Source organism: Pantoea sp. SoEX, assembly GCF_009829945.1.
Lineage (GTDB): Bacteria > Pseudomonadota > Gammaproteobacteria > Enterobacterales > Enterobacteriaceae > Pantoea_C.
Genome location: NZ_SZZT01000001.1, coordinates 19,877 through 38,027, shown reverse-complemented (window position 1 = coordinate 38,027; position 18,151 = coordinate 19,877). Strand labels below are relative to the sequence as shown.

The window sequence follows — 18,151 nt, the reverse complement described above, 5'->3', positions numbered from 1 at the left end:
TCACTATAAAACATATTTAAAATGTTTTTTACTATATTTTTTTAATTTTTCCAATGGAAGTAATACGCCACCGTTCCTGACAAAAAAAAAGCAAGGGATCATCTTTTTTGCTATCACTATAACCACTATGAAGTTTTAATGGTTTTCCAATTTTTTTCTCTAATTGGATTACTTTTTCATTCCCAATACAACGCATTTGTAATATTCTACCACCCCAATAATTACTAGTCATTTTGCTAGCTATTAAATTTATTTTCCCAAAAAAAGAAAAATCGAAATAAATTTGTTCAACTAAAGATTGTGGTGATCCTGTAATTATCCAAACATCATTATTATCATTAAGATAATCAATTAATTTTTTTTGGACTATTGGAAAAATTTTTATGCGAGATCTAAATAATCTTACAAATTCTTTTTCTTTTTGTAATAATGAATTTTCATTCCTGCCAAAAGTAATAGACCAAAGTAACAAACTCATTGGAAAACACGCATTAAAACCCATAACGATGAATCCCATTAATATTAAAGGAGATAATAGCAATACCAATAATATATTCAGTGGATTATGAATAATTAAATACAATATAAAACTACCAAATATATCTTGTTTGTGTAATGTGCCATCTAAATCAAAAAAAATTATACGACGTTGCTGTATAGATTTAACCAAACTTTTTCCTATTTTTATTTGTAATAATAATTTGATATAAAAATAACTAATTAAATTTAACTAATCTTCTATAATAACTGTAGCACAAGCATAACAGCGCTCATCTGTAAGAGTTACATGTATGTTTTTTACTCCAAGTTTTTTTGCTAATTTATTTACATTGCAAAAGAATACCAACTTTGGTTTACCTAGTGAATCATTAAAAACTTCAAATTGATTAAAAGCTAAACCTTTCCGTATTCCTATACCTAGAGCTTTTGCAGCTGCTTCTTTTACAGCTAAACGCTTAGCTAAAAATCTAGCAGGTTGTTTATTGGATTGATATTGTTGACATTCAAATTTTGTTAATATTCTATTAGCTAAACGTTTACCGAACCGATTGATAATTTTAACAACACGTTCTATTTCAACTATATCAGTTCCTATTCCTAAAATAGCCATTATCTATCTAGCTTCTCTTAATAATTGTTTCATATTTTTTACTGCTTTTGCTAGACCATGAATTAAAGCGTAGCTAATAATAGAATGACCTATATTTAGTTCATATATTCCAGCTATTGATGCAATTGGAATAACATTATAATAATTTAAACCATGACCAGCATTTACTTTTAATCCGTTTTTTACAGCAAAGCAAACAGATTTACGAATGCGGCATAATTCTTCATCACGTAATAAATTTTCTGTTGTTTTTGCATACATTCCAGTATAAATTTCAATATATTGAGCTCCACTATTTATTGCAGCTTCAATTTGTATTTCATCAGAATTAACAAATAATGAAACTATAATACCTGAATCTTGTAAACATTTAACTGCTAAATTAACATTATTTTGATTGTTTAATACATCTAAACCATTTTCAGTTGTGATTTCTTGATATTTTTCAGGAACTAAACAGCAAGAATATGGTTTTACTTTACAGGCAAAGTTAATCATTTCTTTATTAAGAGAGATCTCAAGATTCATTCTAGTTTGTATTGTTTTGTTAATTATTATTACATCACGATCTGTGATATGACGACGATCTTCTCGTAAATGAACTGTAATACTGTCTGCTCCTGACTGTTCAGCAATCAATGCAGCGAGTAATGGATCAGGATAATTAGTACCTCTGGTATTACGTATAGTACCTACGTGATCAATATTAACACCTAATAGTAAATCAGTCATGAAAACCCTTGTAATTTTTGTGTTTTAATATAAATTAACTATTATCAATTATGATTATTAAATCAGCGGAATTTTATAATGGTTAAATTAAACTTCAAAGTTTTACTTTTTATTTAACTTATACTGTAAATATTATATAAATAAATGACATTGTGTTGAATATAGCATATTTTTACAAATAATAATATTAAAATAACATTATGTTTTATATTGAAATGTTATTGACAATTAAAACATCAAAAATATTATGATTAATTTATATTAAGAACATACCTTTACCCATAAGTAAAGTTTTACTTGTATTTTAAATATTTTCTGCATATCAAATCTTGCTTGTTTTCCTATTGTTTTAATCTTATTTCCTTGATGACCAATGATAATTTTTTTTTGACTGTCATGTTTAACAATAATTTTACCATTTATATAGTAATGATTTTTATTATCTATAAAATTTTCAATATCAATTTTAGATATATAAGGTATTTCTTCACCTAAAAAACGCATTAATTTTTCTCTAATGATTTCCGACGCAATAAAACGTTCAGAACAAGTAGTTATATATTCTTTAGAATAATAATGATTATTTTTAGGTAATTGTTTTTTAACTATTTCTAATATAATATCTAAATTTTTTCCTGTTTTAGCAGAGATAGGAACAATCTCTAAAAATTTAACTTTTTTGCTTAAAAAATTAATAAAAGGTAATAAATTAATTTTATTTTTAATATTATCTATTTTGTTTATAGCTATAACTAAAGATTTTCTACTACTAGATATTTGGTTGAATATTAATTCATCTTCTATTGTCCATTGCATTCTATCAATTACAAAAATAACTAAACTAACATCTTTAATTATTTTTTTTAACAAATAATGTATATTTTCTTTGACCTGTAATGTGTTACTATTTATATTTACCCCCGGAGTATCTAAATAAATAATTTGATATTTATCTTCCGTATAAATGCCAGTAATACACTGGCGAGTAGTATTTGATTTACACGAAGTGATTGATATTTTTTCTCCTAAAAGTTTATTTATCAATGTGGATTTACCAACATTTGATCTTCCCGTGATTGCTACAAGACCACAATAATTAGTATGTTTGTTCATTTAATTCCTAATATAATTAACGCTTGTTTAGCAGCAGCTTGTTCTGCTTTACGACGGCTAAAACCCACACCTACTATAGGTTCATTTATTCCACTAACTTGACAATGTATTGTAAACTCTTGATCATGTGCTTCACCTCGTACCATTACCATTAAATAAGTTGGTAAAGGTAAATGCTTACTTTGTAAATATTCCTGAAGACGAGTTTTATGATCTTTTTGCTTATCTCCTGGACTAATTTCATCCAATTGAGTTTGATACCAATTTAAAATTAATTTTTCTATTGTATGAATATTACTATCAAGAAAAATACTACCAATAATAGCTTCTACTGTATCTGCAAGGATGGATTCACGACGAAATCCACCGCTTTTTAATTCACCTGTACCTAGACGTAAACACTCCCCTAAATCAAATTTGCGTGCCATTTCAGCTAAGGTATTACCTCTTACTAAAGTAGCACGCATACGGCTCATATCACCTTCATTTATATATGGAAATTTATGATACAATACATTTGCAATTACATAGTTAAGGATAGAATCACCAAGAAATTCAAGACGCTCATTATGTTTACTATTTGCACTACGATGTGTTAAAGCTTGTTTTAAAAGTTCTAAATGTATAAAAGTATAGCCAAGTTTATTTTGAAGTTTATTTATCAAAAAATGATTCATGTGATTCCAAATTTTTACATTTATAAATCCTAACATAAAATTAAGTATTTGATATATTTTATTTTTATATCACTGCTTTAAAATTCATTAATTACCCTCCTTTACATTGATTCATTTTTTAATTAATGACACCAATTCTATTTAGTCTTATACCAGTAGGCCACATATTTTCTTGTTTTTTAAAACTCATCCAAATAACAACTGCTTTACCTACAAAATTGCTTTCTGGTACAAATCCCCAATATCTACTATCTAAACTATTATCACGATTATCACCCATCACAAAATATTGACCTTCTGGTACAGTCCAAGTTGCCGGCGATTGACCATCCTGTTGGTAATATAAATCTATTTGGTCTCTAGTTTCATTAGTAAGTAAAATATCATGAGTAATTGTACCAATAGTTTCTTTTCTAGTATTTAAACGCAAACCTATATTTTCATCGTATTTATCTTCAGATAATTGATAAATAATGCTATTATTTTCATTTAATGATCTTGTAAAATTACTGGGTTCAATATTAGTGTAGGTAATTTGTAATAATTCATTACAATTTTTTTTGTTACTACAAGCTGGATTAACTTTAATAGTTTTACTATAAGGATTATAAGTTATTTTATCTCCTGGAATACTTATTATGCGTTTAATGTAGTTTATTTTTGGATTATTTGGGTATCTAAAAACTGCAATATCACCACGTTTTGGTTTATTAATAGAAATCAATGTTTGATGAGTAATGGGGTTTTTTATGCCATATGAAAATTTTTCAACTAGAATAAAATCTCCAACTAATAAAGTAGGCATCATTGAACCAGAAGGTATTTGAAATGGTTCATAGCAAAAAGAACGGAAAAAAAATACAACGATAAGTACAGGGAATAATGATGATATAGATTGAATTAATTTTTCTAACAATTTTATAGATATAAATTTTTCTTCTATAACGTCAGTATTTTTTTTATTGGAAAATAATACACAATCAATAATCCAAAAAATACCAGAAAACAATGTTGCAATTAATAAAATCAAAGAAAAATTATTTATCATTTTATAATCCTTTATTTTTTATCTTTTTTTTCAATATGTAAAATAGCTAAAAATGCTTCTTGAGGTAATGCAATGTTACCAATTAATTTCATTCTTTTTTTTCCTTCTTTTTGTTTTTGTAATAATTTTTTTTTGCGACTAATATCACCACCATAACATTTAGCTAAAACATTTTTACGTAACTGATTAATATTTGTACGAGCAACAACGCGGTTTCCAATAGCTGCTTGAATTACAATATCAAATTGTTGACGAGGTATAACATCTTTTAATTTTTCAATTAAATTTTTCCCTGTATTTGCAGCTCTATTACTATGACTAATAAAAGTCAATGCATCAACTTTTTCAGAATTAATCAAGATATCCACTCTAACCATATCAGATAATTTAAAACATTTAAAATTATAATCTAAAGAAGCATAACCACTAGATATAGATTTTAATTTATCAAAGAAGTCTAGAATAACTTCTGCCATTGGCATTTCATAAGTAATTGATACTTGATTTCCATGATACAATATATCAGTTTGTGTGCCCCTTTTTTGGATACATAGTGTCATAACTTTGCCTAAATATTTTTTTGGCAGTAATATTCGACATGTAACAATGGGTTCGCGTAATTCTTTAATATCTTTAGCCGGTGGTAACTTTGATGGATTATCAATATAAATAATATCGTCTTTAATAATAACTTCATATGCTACTGTAGGTGATGTTGCTATTAAATCGAGATTATATTCACGTTCTAAACGTTCTTTAATAATTTCCATATGTAACATCCCTAAAAATCCACATCTAAAACCAAATCCCAAAATATTTGATCTTTCTGGTTCATAAAATAAAGATGCATCGTTTAAACTCAATTTGCTAAGGGCATCGCGAAATAACTCATAATTATCTGGATGAATTGGAAAAAATCCTACATAAACCTGAGGTTTAATTTTTTTAAAACCAGGTAGTGCTTTATCTGTTGGTTTATATGCGTGCGTTAAAGTATCACCTACTAAACCCTTAATAACATCCTTAATAGCACATATTACCCAACCTACTTCACCACATCTTAAATCATCACGATCAGCTCTTTTAGGAGTAAAAACACCAACCCTATCTGCATAATATATCCGATTATTACTAAATATTTTAATTTTATCACCTTTTGATAATTTACCATTTTTAATTCTTATTAAAAATATTGCTCCTAAATATTTATCAAACCATGAATCAATTATCAGCGCTTGCAATGGAGCATGAGGATTTCCTTGCGGTGGTGGTATATTAATAACTAAATGTTCTATAACTTCTATAATACCAAAACCTGTTTTAGCAGAACAACGTATCGCTTTAGTTGCATCAATTCCAACCATATCTTCAATTTCTTTAGCTACACGATCTGGATCAGCTGCTGGTAAATCAATTTTATTTAATATAGGCAATACTTTTAAATTCATATCAATTGCAGTATAGCAATTAGCTAAAGTTTGTACTTGTACCCCTTTTACAGAATCTACTACTAATAAAGCACCTTCACAAGCAGAGAGAGAACGAGAAACTTCATAAGAAAAATCAACATGTCCTGGAGTATCAATAAAATTCAGTTGGTACATTTTATTATTATTTGCCTTATAATTAAGCGTTACACTCTGAGCTTTGATTGTAATACCTCGTTCACGTTCTAGATCCATAGAATCTAAAACTTGTGCTGACATCTCTCGGTCAGTTAATCCTCCGCAAATTTGAATTAAACGATCAGATAAAGTAGATTTACCATGATCAATATGAGCAATAATTGAAAAATTTCTTATTTGTTTCATTATATTTGTTTTATTAAAGATATTTTCATACAATTGAAACTATCAGGTTTTAGATTAAGATATTATAGTTTTTGTTTTAATCAACTATCAATAATAAAATATGAAATTTTATATAAAAACATTTAACACAAAAAATATATCTTACATAATATTATATATTAAAGTGATATATTATTTGTGATGATATAAATAATGTAAATATCTAAATAACATATAATCTTATTAACTTAATAAAATATTTCAATATATTTTGTTGTTTTATATAATTAATTACTACATAATTAATTATAGTAAAGTCTTTAACTAGATTTTTTTTTAAAAAATACATTATTATAAATCAATTATTTGATCTAATATTTACTTTATATAGTTAATAACATAATAAATTATTTAAGTATAAAACAAATATATTTTTAATTAAAAAATGATATTTTTAATCAAATTATTATTACTTAATAAATAATTAAGGATAAAAGTGAATAAAAAAGATTAAGTTTATAAAAACATAAAAGAATGAATATTAAAAATCATTCATTTTAATGAAATGAATATTTACCAGTAAATAAATCAATAATGTTTTAATAAAAGCAATGAAAATAGTTTCTTCATTTGATTATCGATGTGATGTATTAATTATTGGAAGTGGCTTAGCAGGTTTGTCACTAGCATTACGCTTGTCCAATAAATATAAAATAGTTATTGTAACTAAATCCAAAATGAATGAAAGTTCAACATTATATGCTCAAGGAGGAATAGCTGCAGTATTTGATAAAAAAGATAGCATTAATTCTCATATCGAAGATACTATAATTACTGGAATAGGATTATGTGATTATGATGTAGTTTCTTTTATTATCAAAAACGCTCGCCAATGTATATATTGGTTAATTAGTAATGGAATATCTTTTGATAAGGATTTAAAATCTAGTAAAAATAACATAAGATATCACCTTCATAGAGAAGGTGGACATAGTCACAGACGTATTTTACATATTGCTGATCGTACTGGAACAGAAATTGAAAATAATCTAATAAATAAAGCATTAAAAGAAAAAAATATTAATATTATTGAATATATTGTTGCAATAGACTTAGTAGTTTCAAAAAATAATAACTTATTGATTCCACGTCGTGCAGTAGGCGCTTTGTTATGGAATAAAAACAAAAAAAAAATTGAAACATGTTTTGCAAAAGCAGTTGTTTTAGCAACGGGAGGAGCATCAAGAGTTTATCAATATACTACAAATCCTGATATTTCTTCGGGAGACGGCATTGCTATGGCTTGGCGTGCTGGTTGTCGTGTAGCTAATTTAGAATTTAACCAATTTCATCCTACTTGTTTATTTTATCCTCCAGAAAATAGTTTTTTGTTAACTGAAGCTTTACGGGGTGAAGGTGCTTTTTTAATAAGAAATGATGGAACTCGTTTTATGTTAGATATAGATCAGCGAGCAGAATTAGCACCTAGAGATATTGTAACAAGAGCAATTAATGATGAAATTAAAAATCATAATCTTGAATGCGTATACTTAGATATTACCCATAAATCGAAGCAATTTATCAAAAGTCATTTTCCTATTATTTATAATAAGTTATTACGTTTGGGTTTTGATTTAACAAAAGATATCATTCCTGTAGTACCTGCTGCTCATTACACTTGCGGAGGAGTAATAGTAGATAAATTAGGTAGAACTGATTTAGATGGTCTTTATGCGATAGGTGAGGTAAGTTACACTGGTCTGCATGGTGCAAATCGTATGGCTTCAAATTCTCTATTAGAATGTTTAGTTTATAGTCAATCAGTATCAGAACACTTAATTCAAACATTACCTGATGTTAATTTAGCAGATTATTTAAGTTTTTTAAATAGAATAAATATTTCTGATCAATATTATCTAAGTGATATAAAACTGGAATGTTATCTAAATAAAATCAGAAAATTAATGTGGAATAATGTTGGAATAACACGTACTAATCAATCTCTTAAATATGCAAAACATGAAATAAGTTTATTAAACAAGATAATAAGCAAATACTATAATAATTGTTTATCAGATAAATTATTAGAAATAAAAAATTTATTACAGGTAGCAGAATTAATAATAATTTCTGCAATGAAAAGAAAAGAAAGCAGGGGTTTACATTATATCTGTGAATATCCTTATTTACTTCCAAATGCATATCCTACAATTCTCATACCTGATAATTATAAACATAAATAAAATTTATAACTGTCATTATGTAATATAATAATGATAGTAAAAACAATAACTTGATTAGATATTCATATTTTATTAAGATATATATCTATATGAAATTCAATTTTAAATAGATCTATCTAAATGATATTTTTTTCGTGTAAAATTAATGTAAATAGATAATTATTGAGTTAAATTAGGTGATTTAAAGATGAATAAATTTCTGACATGGCGAGATGTACTAGCAGAAGAAAAAAAGAAATCATATTTTATTAATATATTAAAATTAATTGCAAAAAAACGTTCTCTTGGAATAAAAATTTATCCAGAGCAAAGAGATGTGTTTAATGCTTTTCGTATAACTGAATTAAAAGACGTTAAAGTTGTCATTTTAGGTCAAGATCCTTATTGTAAACCAAAACAAGCTCATGGATTGGCATTTTCTGTACTGCCTGAATCTAAAAAAATACCACTTTCTTTACAAAATATATATAAAGAACTAATACAAGATATTCACGATTTCAACCAACCAAAACATGGTTGCCTTGATAGCTGGGCAAAACAAGGAATATTGTTATTAAATACTATATTGACAGTTGAAGAAGGAAAATCTTTTTCTCATGCAAAACTTGGTTGGGAAAAATTTACTGATAATGTTATTAATATTATAAATCAAAATTGTGATAAAGTAGTTTTTTTACTATGGGGCGCTTATGCTCAAAATAAAGGTAATCTTGTAGATATTAATCGTCATTATGTATTAAAAACATCACATCCTTCTCCAAGATCCGCTCATTTAGGTTTTTTCGGATGTAAACATTTTTCTCAAACAAATAATTTGTTGATAACAGATGGTAAAGATCCGATTCAATGGAACCCTACATTGTTTAATATCAATTCTATTCATCACAACCAAATTAACATTAGTTGTGATGAATGATCAAAATATCTTTATTTTATTTTTGCAACAGTAACCATAGCTGGACGCAATAATCGACCGTTTAACATGTAACCTTTCTGCATTACTGTAATAATATGACTGGGAGCTATATCATCTGATTCTACAACTGACATCGCTTGATGTATAGAAGGATCAAAAGGTATGTTAGTTTTATCTATTACTTTTATTCCAAATTTATACATTACATCTAATAATGCTTTTAATGTTAAATCAACACCTTGTATCATAGATTTCAATAAATCGTTTTCTTTATTTGTTGTTTCTAAATTTGTTACTTCTAATGCACGTTCTAAACTGTCAATTACAGGTAAAAGTTCAATTGCAAATCTTTCTAATGCAAATTTATGGCTTTTTTCTATATCTATTTCAGTACGACGACGAATATTTTCTATTTCTGCTTGATTACGTAATTTCAAATCACGTATATTGTCTTGATATTGTATTAATTGTTCTTCTAATTCTGAAATACGAATATTTAATACTGATTCCATTGATGTATTTTCTTGCTCAATTGAATTTTCTTGGTCAATGGTTGGATTATTTAATGAAATATTGTTGCTTACATTTTCTTCATTTTCATTATTATTCATTTTTTTCCCATATTTTATAAGTTTGTTTCAATAATTAACTTATTATAAAGACCTATTTATAGGTTTCAATAGAGTTCATAATATTATATTCATTTTATATTATTGAGGATTGTTAATGTATGAAAAAACGCTTTAAGTATATTGGTATTGTAGGTTTAATAAAACCTCTTAGTATAATTGCTATTCATAAAATGCTTTGGAAATGGTTAACCGAAAAAGGCTACCATGTATTAGTTGAAAATAGAATAGCTAAGGAAATTAAATTGAATAATCCTAAAGTTACAATGACCTTAAATGAAATAGGTCAAAAAGCAGATTTGGCTATTGTAGTAGGAGGTGATGGGAATATGCTAGGAACAGCTCGTATATTAGCTGAATATAATATTAAAGTGATTGGAATCAATAAAGGCAATCTTGGATTTTTAGCAGATCTAGATCCTAATAACGCTAAGTTTCAATTAAATGAAGTACTAACAGGAAAATATCATATAGAAAACCGTTTTTTATTAGAAGCTAAAATTCTAGGGAAAAATTATTATAAAAAAATAAATTCTGCTATGAATGAAATAGTATTACATTCAGGTATTATAGCTCATATGATTGAATTTGAAGTATATATTAACAATATATTTGCTTTTTCACAAAGATCAGATGGTTTAATAATTTCAACACCTACTGGATCAACAGCGTATTCTATGTCAGCTGGAGGTCCTATTTTAAGTCCTTCTTTAGATGCAATTGCATTAGTACCAATGTTTCCTCATAGTTTATCCATGCGTCCATTAGTGATTAATAGCAATAGTATAATTAGGTTAAAATGTCGTTCTTTTCATCGAGATATTAAAATCAGTTTTGATAGTCAAATTGTATTTTCAATAAAAGAAGGAGAAGAAATAATAATTCGTCGTAGTAGAAGTAATCTTAGTCTTATTCATCCTAATAACTATTGTTATTTTAAGACATTAAATTCTAAACTAGGATGGGCTAAAAGAATTTTTTAATGTATAAATTAATTTTAGTAAAGATAATTCAAATAATATAATTGATAATTATATTTAGTATAATAGAAATATTGTAGCTAATTGGTATTTATCAAAAAATTATTTTATCTATTAATTAATAAGATTAAAATAAAATGTAATATATTATTTCATGTTCAATGTTGTTTACTACAAATTATAATGAATAAAAAATTATTAGAAATCAATTATTATTTTTATTGATTATACATTATCAATTTAATTATTAAGATAAATTTGATAATGCAGTTATTATAAATAAGTTAATTTAGTATTAAACAATGAAGTAAAAATTATTTACTTACGTTATAATTAGTTACAATAAATATTTTAAGTTTTTATTTTATAATAAGGTGATATTTAAATATGAATAATAAAAAATTATTTGTTTTAGTGTTTTTGTTTCTCATGGGATGCTCTGAGTATAACATAAATAAATTAATTTATCGAACAGAAATAAATGAAGATAATTATTTAATAAATATAAATAAAATTCACAAAGGTATGACACAAAAACAAGTGATTTTTTTTCTTGGAACGCCTTTAATTAAATCGTCTTTTAGCAGTAATATATGGTACTATGTATTTAATAGTAAACTAAAAAATTACAAAATACAACAGAATACTTTAATTCTTAAATTTAATAAAAATGGTATATTAATTTACATTAAAAATATGAATAAAATACTATAAATATTATTTTCTACTTATTTTTGCTTTTTGTCTACGTAATTCTATAGGATTAAAAGATAATGGACGATAAATTTCTATTCTATCTCCATCTTTTACCATATATTCTAAATTTACAGATTTTCCATGAATTCCAATTTTATTTGAATATATGTTGATTTCATTATGTAAGTTTAATATTCCTGAAGTTTCAATTACTTGTCTTACTGTACTATAATTATTTAATTTAATAAAAAAATGATAGTATTTTTTAGGAAAAGCATAAATTAATTCCACTGATATAAAATTCATAGCTAAAATCTCTACTTAGAGTATTCTTTTATTATGCGATTTAGATATTTTTTAAAATATCGCTAAGATGTTTTACAAATTATCATAGAAAAATACAACTTCTATATTGTATAATTAAGATACATTAGTTTGATAACCTTAGATAGAGATTATATATCGAAAATCAAATAATGAAAAAAAAATCAACTGAAAATAGTCTTATGATTGTTACTAAAAATAAAAAAGCTTACTATGAATACTCTATTGAAAAAAAATTTGAAGCAGGAATAGTTTTATATGGCTGGGAAGTAAAGTCAATAAGAGCTAAAAAAATCAATATTAACGATAGTTATGTATTAATATATGGCAAAGAAGTTTACCTTATAGGAACTACATTTCAATCCTTAATAAATGTTTCCAATAATATTACCTGCGATTCTAAAAGAAACCGTAAGCTATTATTAACTAAGTCAGAAATTAACTATTTAAGTAATAACAAACAAAAAGGTTACACTATAATACCATTGGTTTTGTATTGGAAAAAATCTTGGTGTAAAATAACAATAGGTCTTTCTCGTGGGAAAAAACAATACAAAAAACGTGAACAAATTAAAGAAAGAGAATGGCAAATTAGCAAGCAAAGGATCTTAAAAAATACTACGACCATGAAATACTAGATTATTAATCATATTTTTGCTAATATTGAGATGATGGGGCTGATTTTGGATTTGACGGAATATTCAAAATCTAAGGTGCATGTCGAGGTACGGTAGGCCTCGTTAACAAACCGTAAAAAATAGTCGCAAACGACAAAAACTACGCTTTAGCAGCTTAATAAGCTGTGGAAGTCCTTTCTAACTATTTTTTCTCTTGAAATAGTAATTTGAAAGGTCAATCTTTAAAGAGATAATGCTAATTTAACTTTACCTAAAAGTTATTAGTGTGAAATTTATATTTAGGTTAGTTTTATAGAAGCGCGTCTTGCCACTTCTATAAGATGAAAACAATGCTAGACTAAACATGTAGTGCTTAAGACGTAGAAGTTTCGGACGCGGGTTCAAATCCCGCCAGCTCCACCATTAAATAGCCCAAATATAGTGTGGTTTGTTTATTAAGTTAATTTTTATTTAAGATTTTTTATTAAATTAAATATTATATTTACTTTAAATAAAACATTAATTTTCCATTATAACAACCTATCAATTGTATCATTATATGTGGTGTTAATTAAAAAAAGATTTACAATTGGTTAAACATATTAAAATATAATATATTATTTTGAATGATTATTACTTTTAGAGTTGTGTCAGATTATTGTAATCTATGGTTAATTATTTCTAATCCTTTTAAAATCAGAACATCTTGTATTCATGAAATCATCTAAACTTAATTTATTATGCTAATAATTATCTATTAAGGGAATATAGTAAAAAATATTATGATATCAATCATAATATTAAATAAAATTTTTAATTAACTAAATATTTCTATTGAGTGTCTATGTCAATAGATCAAGAGATGATATAATTAATGTTGTTAATAATGTAAAAAATATAAATAAAACAATAAATAATATTATATTTTAAATGATAAAGGTTTTAACCAATCAAATAGAAACATATATAAGGGATAAACTATTACTACTGGTGTAATATAAAATGTTATGTGTTCTTTGATACTAATTAATGTATAATTTTCAATGTGTTAATTATAATGCTTTCAAATAAATTTATCTAGCCTCGCAAAAGCGAGGTTTTTTATAAAGAACAATAATTAATATTTTTATAGATGTTGTTTATCTCAAAAGTCATATATCATCTAGTTAGTTGCTAATTCAATTTAGTAATAAATTAAAACCGCAAATATAATGGTATTTACCTAGATACTTATAAAAATACCACATCTAAGTATTTATAGTCTGAAAAATATAAGATTATATTTTATAAAGGAAAAATATAAGAAATGAATATTCAATTTTAAGTTATTACAAAAACTATAAAATACTAACTATTAAAACAAATACATGCAGTACGACATTACAAAAGATGCTATCAATAGCAAAAGCATAAAATATGACTTAATTAATATTGACACAAAAGCAGATATTATTGAAAAATTACTATCTCTAGGATACCATGAAGTTCCTGTTGTATTAAAAGATAGCAATCACTGGTATGGAATTTTCATCCAGATGAAATTGCTGATTTTTATTAATTAACTTTATAGGATAATAAAATGTTACCTCTGGTTTATTTTTCCAGCCAGTCAGAAAATACGTATAGATTTGTTATGTGTTTAAACTTACCAGCAGATAGGATACCACTGGATATCAAACAACATCTAAAAATAAAAAAACCTTATATTTTATTAGTGCCTAGCTATGGTGGAGGTAATATTCAAGGTGCTGTTCCTAAACAAGTAATTCAATTTCTTAATGATGAATCAAATCGTAGTGGTATTCGTGGAGTAATTGCTACTGGAAATCGCAATTTCGGAAAAGGTTATTGTTTAGCTGGAGATATAATTGCGAAAAAATGTAAAGTTCCTTATCTTTATAGATTTGAGCTCATGGGTACCCCTAACGATATTGTTAATGTAAAAGCAGGAGTAACACAATTTTGGTAAAAACTGATATTTTCAGTAAGACAACATTAGATTATCATGCGCTAAATGCTATGTTAAATTTATACGATACTGACGGACGTATTCAATTTGAAAAAGACCATGAAGCAATCCGTCAATTTTTTATTCAACATGTTAATCCTAATACTATAACTTTCAATTCAATACCAGAGAGATTAAATTATTTAATTAATAAAGGTTATTACGAAATTAATGTATTAAATCAATATAATTTTAATTTTTTATGTGATTTCCATAATAAAGCAGATAATTGGGGATTTAAATTCAAAACATTCCTCGGAGCATGGAAATATTATACTAGTTATACATTAAAGACTTACGATAGAAAGTATTATCTTGAAAGTTTTGAACAAAGAACCTGTATGGTAGCATTAACTTTAGCTAAAGGTGATAAATTACTTGCATATAATATACTAGAAGAGATATTAAGTGGTCGTTTTCAACCTGCTACTCCTACATTTCTTAATTGTGGTAAAAAACAGCGAGGAGAGTTAGTTTCTTGTTTTTTATTACGTATTGAAGATAATATGGAGTCTATTGGTCGTGCAATTAATTCCGCTTTACAATTATCTAAAAGAGGAGGAGGAGTATCTTTTTTACTATCCAACTTACGTGAATTTGGTGCGCCAATAAAGCTTATTAAAAATCAATCTTCAGGAGTAATTCCTGTAATGAAAATATTAGAGGATGCTTTTTCATATGCTAATCAATTAGGAGCTCGTCAAGGTGCAGGTGCAGTCTGGTTACATGCTCATCATCCTGATATCTTTCGTTTTTTAGATACTAAACGAGAAAATGCTGATGAAAAAATTCGTATCAAAACTTTATCACTAGGAGTTGTTATACCTGATATCACTTTTAAATTAGCAAAAGATAATGAAAAAATGGCCTTGTTTTCACCTTATGACATAAAAAAATTTTATGGTTGTGCATTTAGTGAGATCGACATAAATAAAAAATATTATGAAATATTAGAAGATTCTCGCATTAATAAAACTTATATTCAACCAAGGGATTTTTTTCAAACATTAGCTGAAATTCAATTCGAATCAGGATATCCTTACATTATGTATGAAGATAGCGTAAATCGTAGCAATCCGATTTCAGGAAGAATAAACATGAGCAATTTGTGCTCAGAAATATTACAAGTTAATAGTGCAAGTCAGTTAAATAGTGATTTAAGTTACCATCATATTGGCAAAGATATATCTTGTAATTTAGGTTCAATTAATATCGCATATGCAATGGATTCGAAAAATTTACAACATACTGTTGATGTAGCAATACGTTCATTAACAGCTGTGTCAATGATCAGTGAAATTAGTTCTGTTCCATCAATAGCAAAAGGTAACAATAGCTCTCATGCTATTGGATTAGGACAGATGAATTTACATGGGTATTTAGCAAGAGAAGGCATTCAATATGGTTCACCTGAAGCTTTAGATTTTACTAATATATATTTTTACTGCATTACATATTATGTATTACTTACATCAAATTGTTTAGCTATAGAATTAAAACAGTCCTTTGACGGTTTTTCTGAATCTCATTATGCAAGCGGAGTATATTTTAATAAATATCTAAAACGTAAGTGGTACCCATATACTAAACAAGTAAAAAATATTTTTGAATCATCTAATATAAAATTGCCTAATTATGAAGATTGGGTAATGTTACGTGAGTCCATTATGAAATATGGTTTATATAATCAAAATCTTCAAGCTATACCTCCTACTGGTTCAATATCATATATTAATAATGCAACTTCAAGTATTCATCCAATTGTATCACGTATTGAAATTAGAAAAGAAGGAAAAACTGGTAGGGTTTATTATCCTGCACCATTTATGAATAATAATAACTTAGAATTATATCAAGATGCTTATCAAATTGGATATAAAGCAATTATTGATACTTATGCTGAAGCTACAAAGCATGTTGATCAGGGATTGTCTTTAACATTATTTTTTCGAGATGACATAACAACTCGTGATATTAATAAAGCACAAATTTATGCCTGGAAAAAAGGTATAAAAACTATTTATTATATCAGGATTAGACAAACAGCTCTTCGAGGTACAGAAGTTAAAGGTTGTATCTCTTGTACATTGTAATAAAAATTATGCAATTAAAAAAAATTCAAGCAGTTAATTGGAATAAAATTCAAGATGAGAAAGATCTAGAGGTATGGAATAGATTGACTAGCAACTTCTGGATTCCCGAAAAAATACCGCTATCTAATGATTTGCCTTCTTGGCAAACTCTAGACAAAAGTCAACAAAAATTGACTACACGTATTTTTACTGGCTTAACTTTACTAGATACTATACAAAACATAATTGGTGCTCCAGGATTAATTAACGATGCATTAACTTCTCATGAAAAATCTGTATTATCCAATATCAGTTTTATGGAAGCCGTACATGCTCGTTCCTATAGTTCAATATTTTCTACACTTTGTAATAGTCAAGATGTAGACAATGCTTATTTATGGAGTGATAAAAACCAACCATTGCAAAATAAAGTAAATATGATTATTGAACATTATCAATCAAAAGACCCATTAAAAAAGAAAATAGCAAGCGTATTCCTTGAATCATTTTTGTTTTATTCTGGATTTTGGCTACCAATGTACTTATCAAGTCGTGGAAAATTAACTAATACAGCTGATCTGATACGATTAATTATGCGAGATGAAGCAGTGCATGGTTATTATATAGGATATAAATATCAAAAATCATTAAGTAATGTTAATGAAAATCGTAGAAAGGAACTAAAAGATTTTTGCTACAGTTTTTTATTAGATTTATATGAAAATGAAGTTGTTTATACAAATGAACTGTATCATAATATAGATTGGGCAAAAGAAGTAGTAATTTTTTTAAATTATAATGCAAATAAAGCACTAATGAATCTAGGATATGAATCTTTATTTCCTGCAAAATTAACTCAGGTGAATCCAGTAATTTTATCTGCTCTTTCACCTAATTCTAATGAAAACCATGATTTTTTTTCTGGTTCTGGTTCATCTTATATGGTTGGTAAATCAGTTGATACTGAAGATGAAGATTGGAATTTTTAATAAGTTTATAATAATGACATTGTAGTATAAAATTATCAAAAATTGCATAAGATTTCTTATAACTCATAACCATTATAAAATGTCCAATTTGATAACTACTAATTTGATAACTACTAATAATTGTTAAATAAAATAATATTATTTTAGATTTAAGTTGAATTTCGATAAAATATCATAATAATTGTTAATTATAAAAAAGTTTTTTA

The 18,151-nt window shown here is 26.1% G+C and carries 18 protein-coding genes and 1 other RNA gene; 10 read left to right on the top strand and 9 right to left on the bottom strand.

Annotation, left to right across the window (positions count from 1 at the left end; all coding sequences use genetic code 11):
- Positions 1-31: 31 nt before the first annotated feature.
- The 7 genes from yfhb to lepA all read right to left on the bottom strand — a co-directional run bounded on the left by yfhb (position 32) and on the right by lepA (position 6,492).
- A complete protein-coding gene (gene yfhb / locus FD726_RS00185) occupies positions 32-670 on the bottom strand; it encodes a phosphatidylglycerophosphatase C (RefSeq protein WP_236260973.1) in 639 nt (212 codons plus the stop codon).
- Positions 671-730: 60 nt separating this feature from the next.
- Positions 731-1,111 carry a holo-ACP synthase gene (gene acpS, locus FD726_RS00180; protein WP_159989577.1) on the bottom strand — a complete coding sequence of 127 codons (381 nt, stop codon included), beginning with the start codon at positions 1,109-1,111 and terminating at the stop codon, positions 731-733.
- A gap of 3 nt (positions 1,112-1,114) precedes the next feature.
- Positions 1,115-1,843 carry a pyridoxine 5'-phosphate synthase gene (pdxJ, locus tag FD726_RS00175; protein ID WP_159989576.1) on the bottom strand — a complete coding sequence of 243 codons (729 nt, stop codon included), beginning with the start codon at positions 1,841-1,843 and terminating at the stop codon, positions 1,115-1,117.
- 261 nt (positions 1,844-2,104) lie between these two features.
- Complete coding sequence (gene era, locus FD726_RS00170; protein WP_159989575.1) at positions 2,105-2,956, bottom strand: GTPase Era; 852 nt, start codon at positions 2,954-2,956, stop codon at positions 2,105-2,107.
- Positions 2,953-3,633 carry a ribonuclease III gene (rnc, locus tag FD726_RS00165; RefSeq protein ID WP_159989574.1) on the bottom strand — a complete coding sequence of 227 codons (681 nt, stop codon included), beginning with the start codon at positions 3,631-3,633 and terminating at the stop codon, positions 2,953-2,955. The genes era and rnc overlap by 4 nt, the downstream gene beginning before the upstream one ends.
- 118 nt (positions 3,634-3,751) lie before the next feature.
- On the bottom strand, positions 3,752-4,681 hold the full coding sequence (gene lepB, locus FD726_RS00160) for a signal peptidase I (protein ID WP_159989573.1): 930 nt from the start codon (positions 4,679-4,681) through the stop codon (positions 3,752-3,754).
- Positions 4,682-4,692: 11 nt separating this feature from the next.
- Complete coding sequence (lepA, locus tag FD726_RS00155) at positions 4,693-6,492, bottom strand: translation elongation factor 4 (protein WP_159989572.1); 1,800 nt, start codon at positions 6,490-6,492, stop codon at positions 4,693-4,695.
- Between the two features lie 590 nt (positions 6,493-7,082).
- Here lepA and nadB point away from each other — a divergent pair.
- Both nadB and ung read left to right on the top strand, forming a co-directional pair.
- Positions 7,083-8,714 carry an L-aspartate oxidase gene (gene nadB / locus FD726_RS00150; RefSeq protein ID WP_159989571.1) on the top strand — a complete coding sequence of 544 codons (1,632 nt, stop codon included), beginning with the start codon at positions 7,083-7,085 and terminating at the stop codon, positions 8,712-8,714.
- A gap of 187 nt (positions 8,715-8,901) precedes the next feature.
- Entirely contained in the window at positions 8,902-9,630 is a 729-nt protein-coding gene (gene ung, locus FD726_RS00145; RefSeq protein ID WP_159989570.1) for a uracil-DNA glycosylase, read from the top strand.
- Between the two features lie 11 nt (positions 9,631-9,641).
- Here ung and grpE read toward each other — a convergent pair whose 3' ends face one another.
- Positions 9,642-10,241: a nucleotide exchange factor GrpE gene (gene grpE / locus FD726_RS00140; RefSeq protein ID WP_159989569.1), complete on the bottom strand. Its 600-nt coding sequence runs from the start codon at positions 10,239-10,241 to the stop codon at positions 9,642-9,644.
- A 119-nt stretch (positions 10,242-10,360) separates the two neighbouring features.
- On the opposite strand from grpE, the gene nadK reads away from it, so the two are divergent.
- Together nadK and bamE are read left to right on the top strand one after the other, a co-directional pair.
- The gene (gene nadK / locus FD726_RS00135) at positions 10,361-11,242 is read left to right on the top strand and encodes an NAD(+) kinase (protein ID WP_159989568.1); all 882 of its coding nucleotides are present in this window, start codon (positions 10,361-10,363) and stop codon (positions 11,240-11,242) included.
- A 384-nt stretch (positions 11,243-11,626) separates the two neighbouring features.
- Positions 11,627-11,953, top strand: a complete 327-nt coding sequence (gene bamE / locus FD726_RS00130; protein ID WP_159989567.1) for an outer membrane protein assembly factor BamE — start codon at positions 11,627-11,629, stop codon at positions 11,951-11,953.
- A 3-nt stretch (positions 11,954-11,956) separates the two neighbouring features.
- Here bamE and FD726_RS00125 read toward each other — a convergent pair whose 3' ends face one another.
- Positions 11,957-12,241: an RnfH family protein gene (locus FD726_RS00125; RefSeq protein WP_159989566.1), complete on the bottom strand. Its 285-nt coding sequence runs from the start codon at positions 12,239-12,241 to the stop codon at positions 11,957-11,959.
- 170 nt (positions 12,242-12,411) lie between these two features.
- Between FD726_RS00125 and smpB the strand changes: the two genes are divergently transcribed.
- The 6 genes from smpB (at position 12,412) to nrdF (ending at position 17,945) form a co-directional block, all read left to right on the top strand.
- The gene (gene smpB, locus FD726_RS00120) at positions 12,412-12,897 is read left to right on the top strand and encodes an SsrA-binding protein SmpB (protein WP_159989565.1); all 486 of its coding nucleotides are present in this window, start codon (positions 12,412-12,414) and stop codon (positions 12,895-12,897) included.
- 35 nt (positions 12,898-12,932) lie between these two features.
- Positions 12,933-13,299, top strand: a transfer-messenger RNA (tmRNA) gene (gene ssrA, locus FD726_RS00115).
- 944 nt (positions 13,300-14,243) lie between these two features.
- Positions 14,244-14,438 carry a hypothetical protein gene (locus FD726_RS00110; RefSeq protein WP_159989564.1) on the top strand — a complete coding sequence of 65 codons (195 nt, stop codon included), beginning with the start codon at positions 14,244-14,246 and terminating at the stop codon, positions 14,436-14,438.
- A gap of 17 nt (positions 14,439-14,455) precedes the next feature.
- Positions 14,456-14,845 carry a class Ib ribonucleoside-diphosphate reductase assembly flavoprotein NrdI gene (nrdI, locus tag FD726_RS00105; protein WP_159989563.1) on the top strand — a complete coding sequence of 130 codons (390 nt, stop codon included), beginning with the start codon at positions 14,456-14,458 and terminating at the stop codon, positions 14,843-14,845.
- 50 nt (positions 14,846-14,895) lie between these two features.
- Positions 14,896-16,977, top strand: coding sequence for a class 1b ribonucleoside-diphosphate reductase subunit alpha (gene nrdE / locus FD726_RS00100; protein ID WP_159989806.1), 2,082 nt, complete (start codon positions 14,896-14,898; stop codon positions 16,975-16,977).
- An 8-nt stretch (positions 16,978-16,985) separates the two neighbouring features.
- Complete coding sequence (gene nrdF, locus FD726_RS00095; protein ID WP_159989562.1) at positions 16,986-17,945, top strand: class 1b ribonucleoside-diphosphate reductase subunit beta; 960 nt, start codon at positions 16,986-16,988, stop codon at positions 17,943-17,945.
- The last annotated feature ends 206 nt before the right edge of the window (positions 17,946-18,151 follow it).

What these genes read in the sequence shown, in the direction of transcription:
- acpS (WP_159989577.1), bottom strand. Translation starts at nt 1,111, where the DNA reads ATGGCTATTTTAGGAATAGGAACTGATATAGTTGAAATAGAACGTGTT.
- pdxJ (WP_159989576.1), bottom strand. Translation starts at nt 1,843, where the DNA reads ATGACTGATTTACTATTAGGTGTTAATATTGATCACGTAGGTACTATA.
- era (WP_159989575.1), bottom strand. Translation starts at nt 2,956, where the DNA reads ATGAACAAACATACTAATTATTGTGGTCTTGTAGCAATCACGGGAAGA.
- rnc (WP_159989574.1), bottom strand. Translation starts at nt 3,633, where the DNA reads ATGAATCATTTTTTGATAAATAAACTTCAAAATAAACTTGGCTATACT.
- lepB (WP_159989573.1), bottom strand. Translation starts at nt 4,681, where the DNA reads ATGATAAATAATTTTTCTTTGATTTTATTAATTGCAACATTGTTTTCT.
- lepA (WP_159989572.1), bottom strand. Translation starts at nt 6,492, where the DNA reads ATGAAACAAATAAGAAATTTTTCAATTATTGCTCATATTGATCATGGT.
- nadB (WP_159989571.1), top strand. Translation starts at nt 7,083, where the DNA reads ATGAAAATAGTTTCTTCATTTGATTATCGATGTGATGTATTAATTATT.
- ung (WP_159989570.1), top strand. Translation starts at nt 8,902, where the DNA reads ATGAATAAATTTCTGACATGGCGAGATGTACTAGCAGAAGAAAAAAAG.
- grpE (WP_159989569.1), bottom strand. Translation starts at nt 10,241, where the DNA reads ATGAATAATAATGAAAATGAAGAAAATGTAAGCAACAATATTTCATTA.
- nadK (WP_159989568.1), top strand. Translation starts at nt 10,361, where the DNA reads ATGAAAAAACGCTTTAAGTATATTGGTATTGTAGGTTTAATAAAACCT.
- bamE (WP_159989567.1), top strand. Translation starts at nt 11,627, where the DNA reads ATGAATAATAAAAAATTATTTGTTTTAGTGTTTTTGTTTCTCATGGGA.
- FD726_RS00125 (WP_159989566.1), bottom strand. Translation starts at nt 12,241, where the DNA reads ATGAATTTTATATCAGTGGAATTAATTTATGCTTTTCCTAAAAAATAC.
- smpB (WP_159989565.1), top strand. Translation starts at nt 12,412, where the DNA reads ATGAAAAAAAAATCAACTGAAAATAGTCTTATGATTGTTACTAAAAAT.
- FD726_RS00110 (WP_159989564.1), top strand. Translation starts at nt 14,244, where the DNA reads ATGCAGTACGACATTACAAAAGATGCTATCAATAGCAAAAGCATAAAA.
- nrdI (WP_159989563.1), top strand. Translation starts at nt 14,456, where the DNA reads ATGTTACCTCTGGTTTATTTTTCCAGCCAGTCAGAAAATACGTATAGA.
- nrdE (WP_159989806.1), top strand. Translation starts at nt 14,896, where the DNA reads ATGTTAAATTTATACGATACTGACGGACGTATTCAATTTGAAAAAGAC.
- nrdF (WP_159989562.1), top strand. Translation starts at nt 16,986, where the DNA reads ATGCAATTAAAAAAAATTCAAGCAGTTAATTGGAATAAAATTCAAGAT.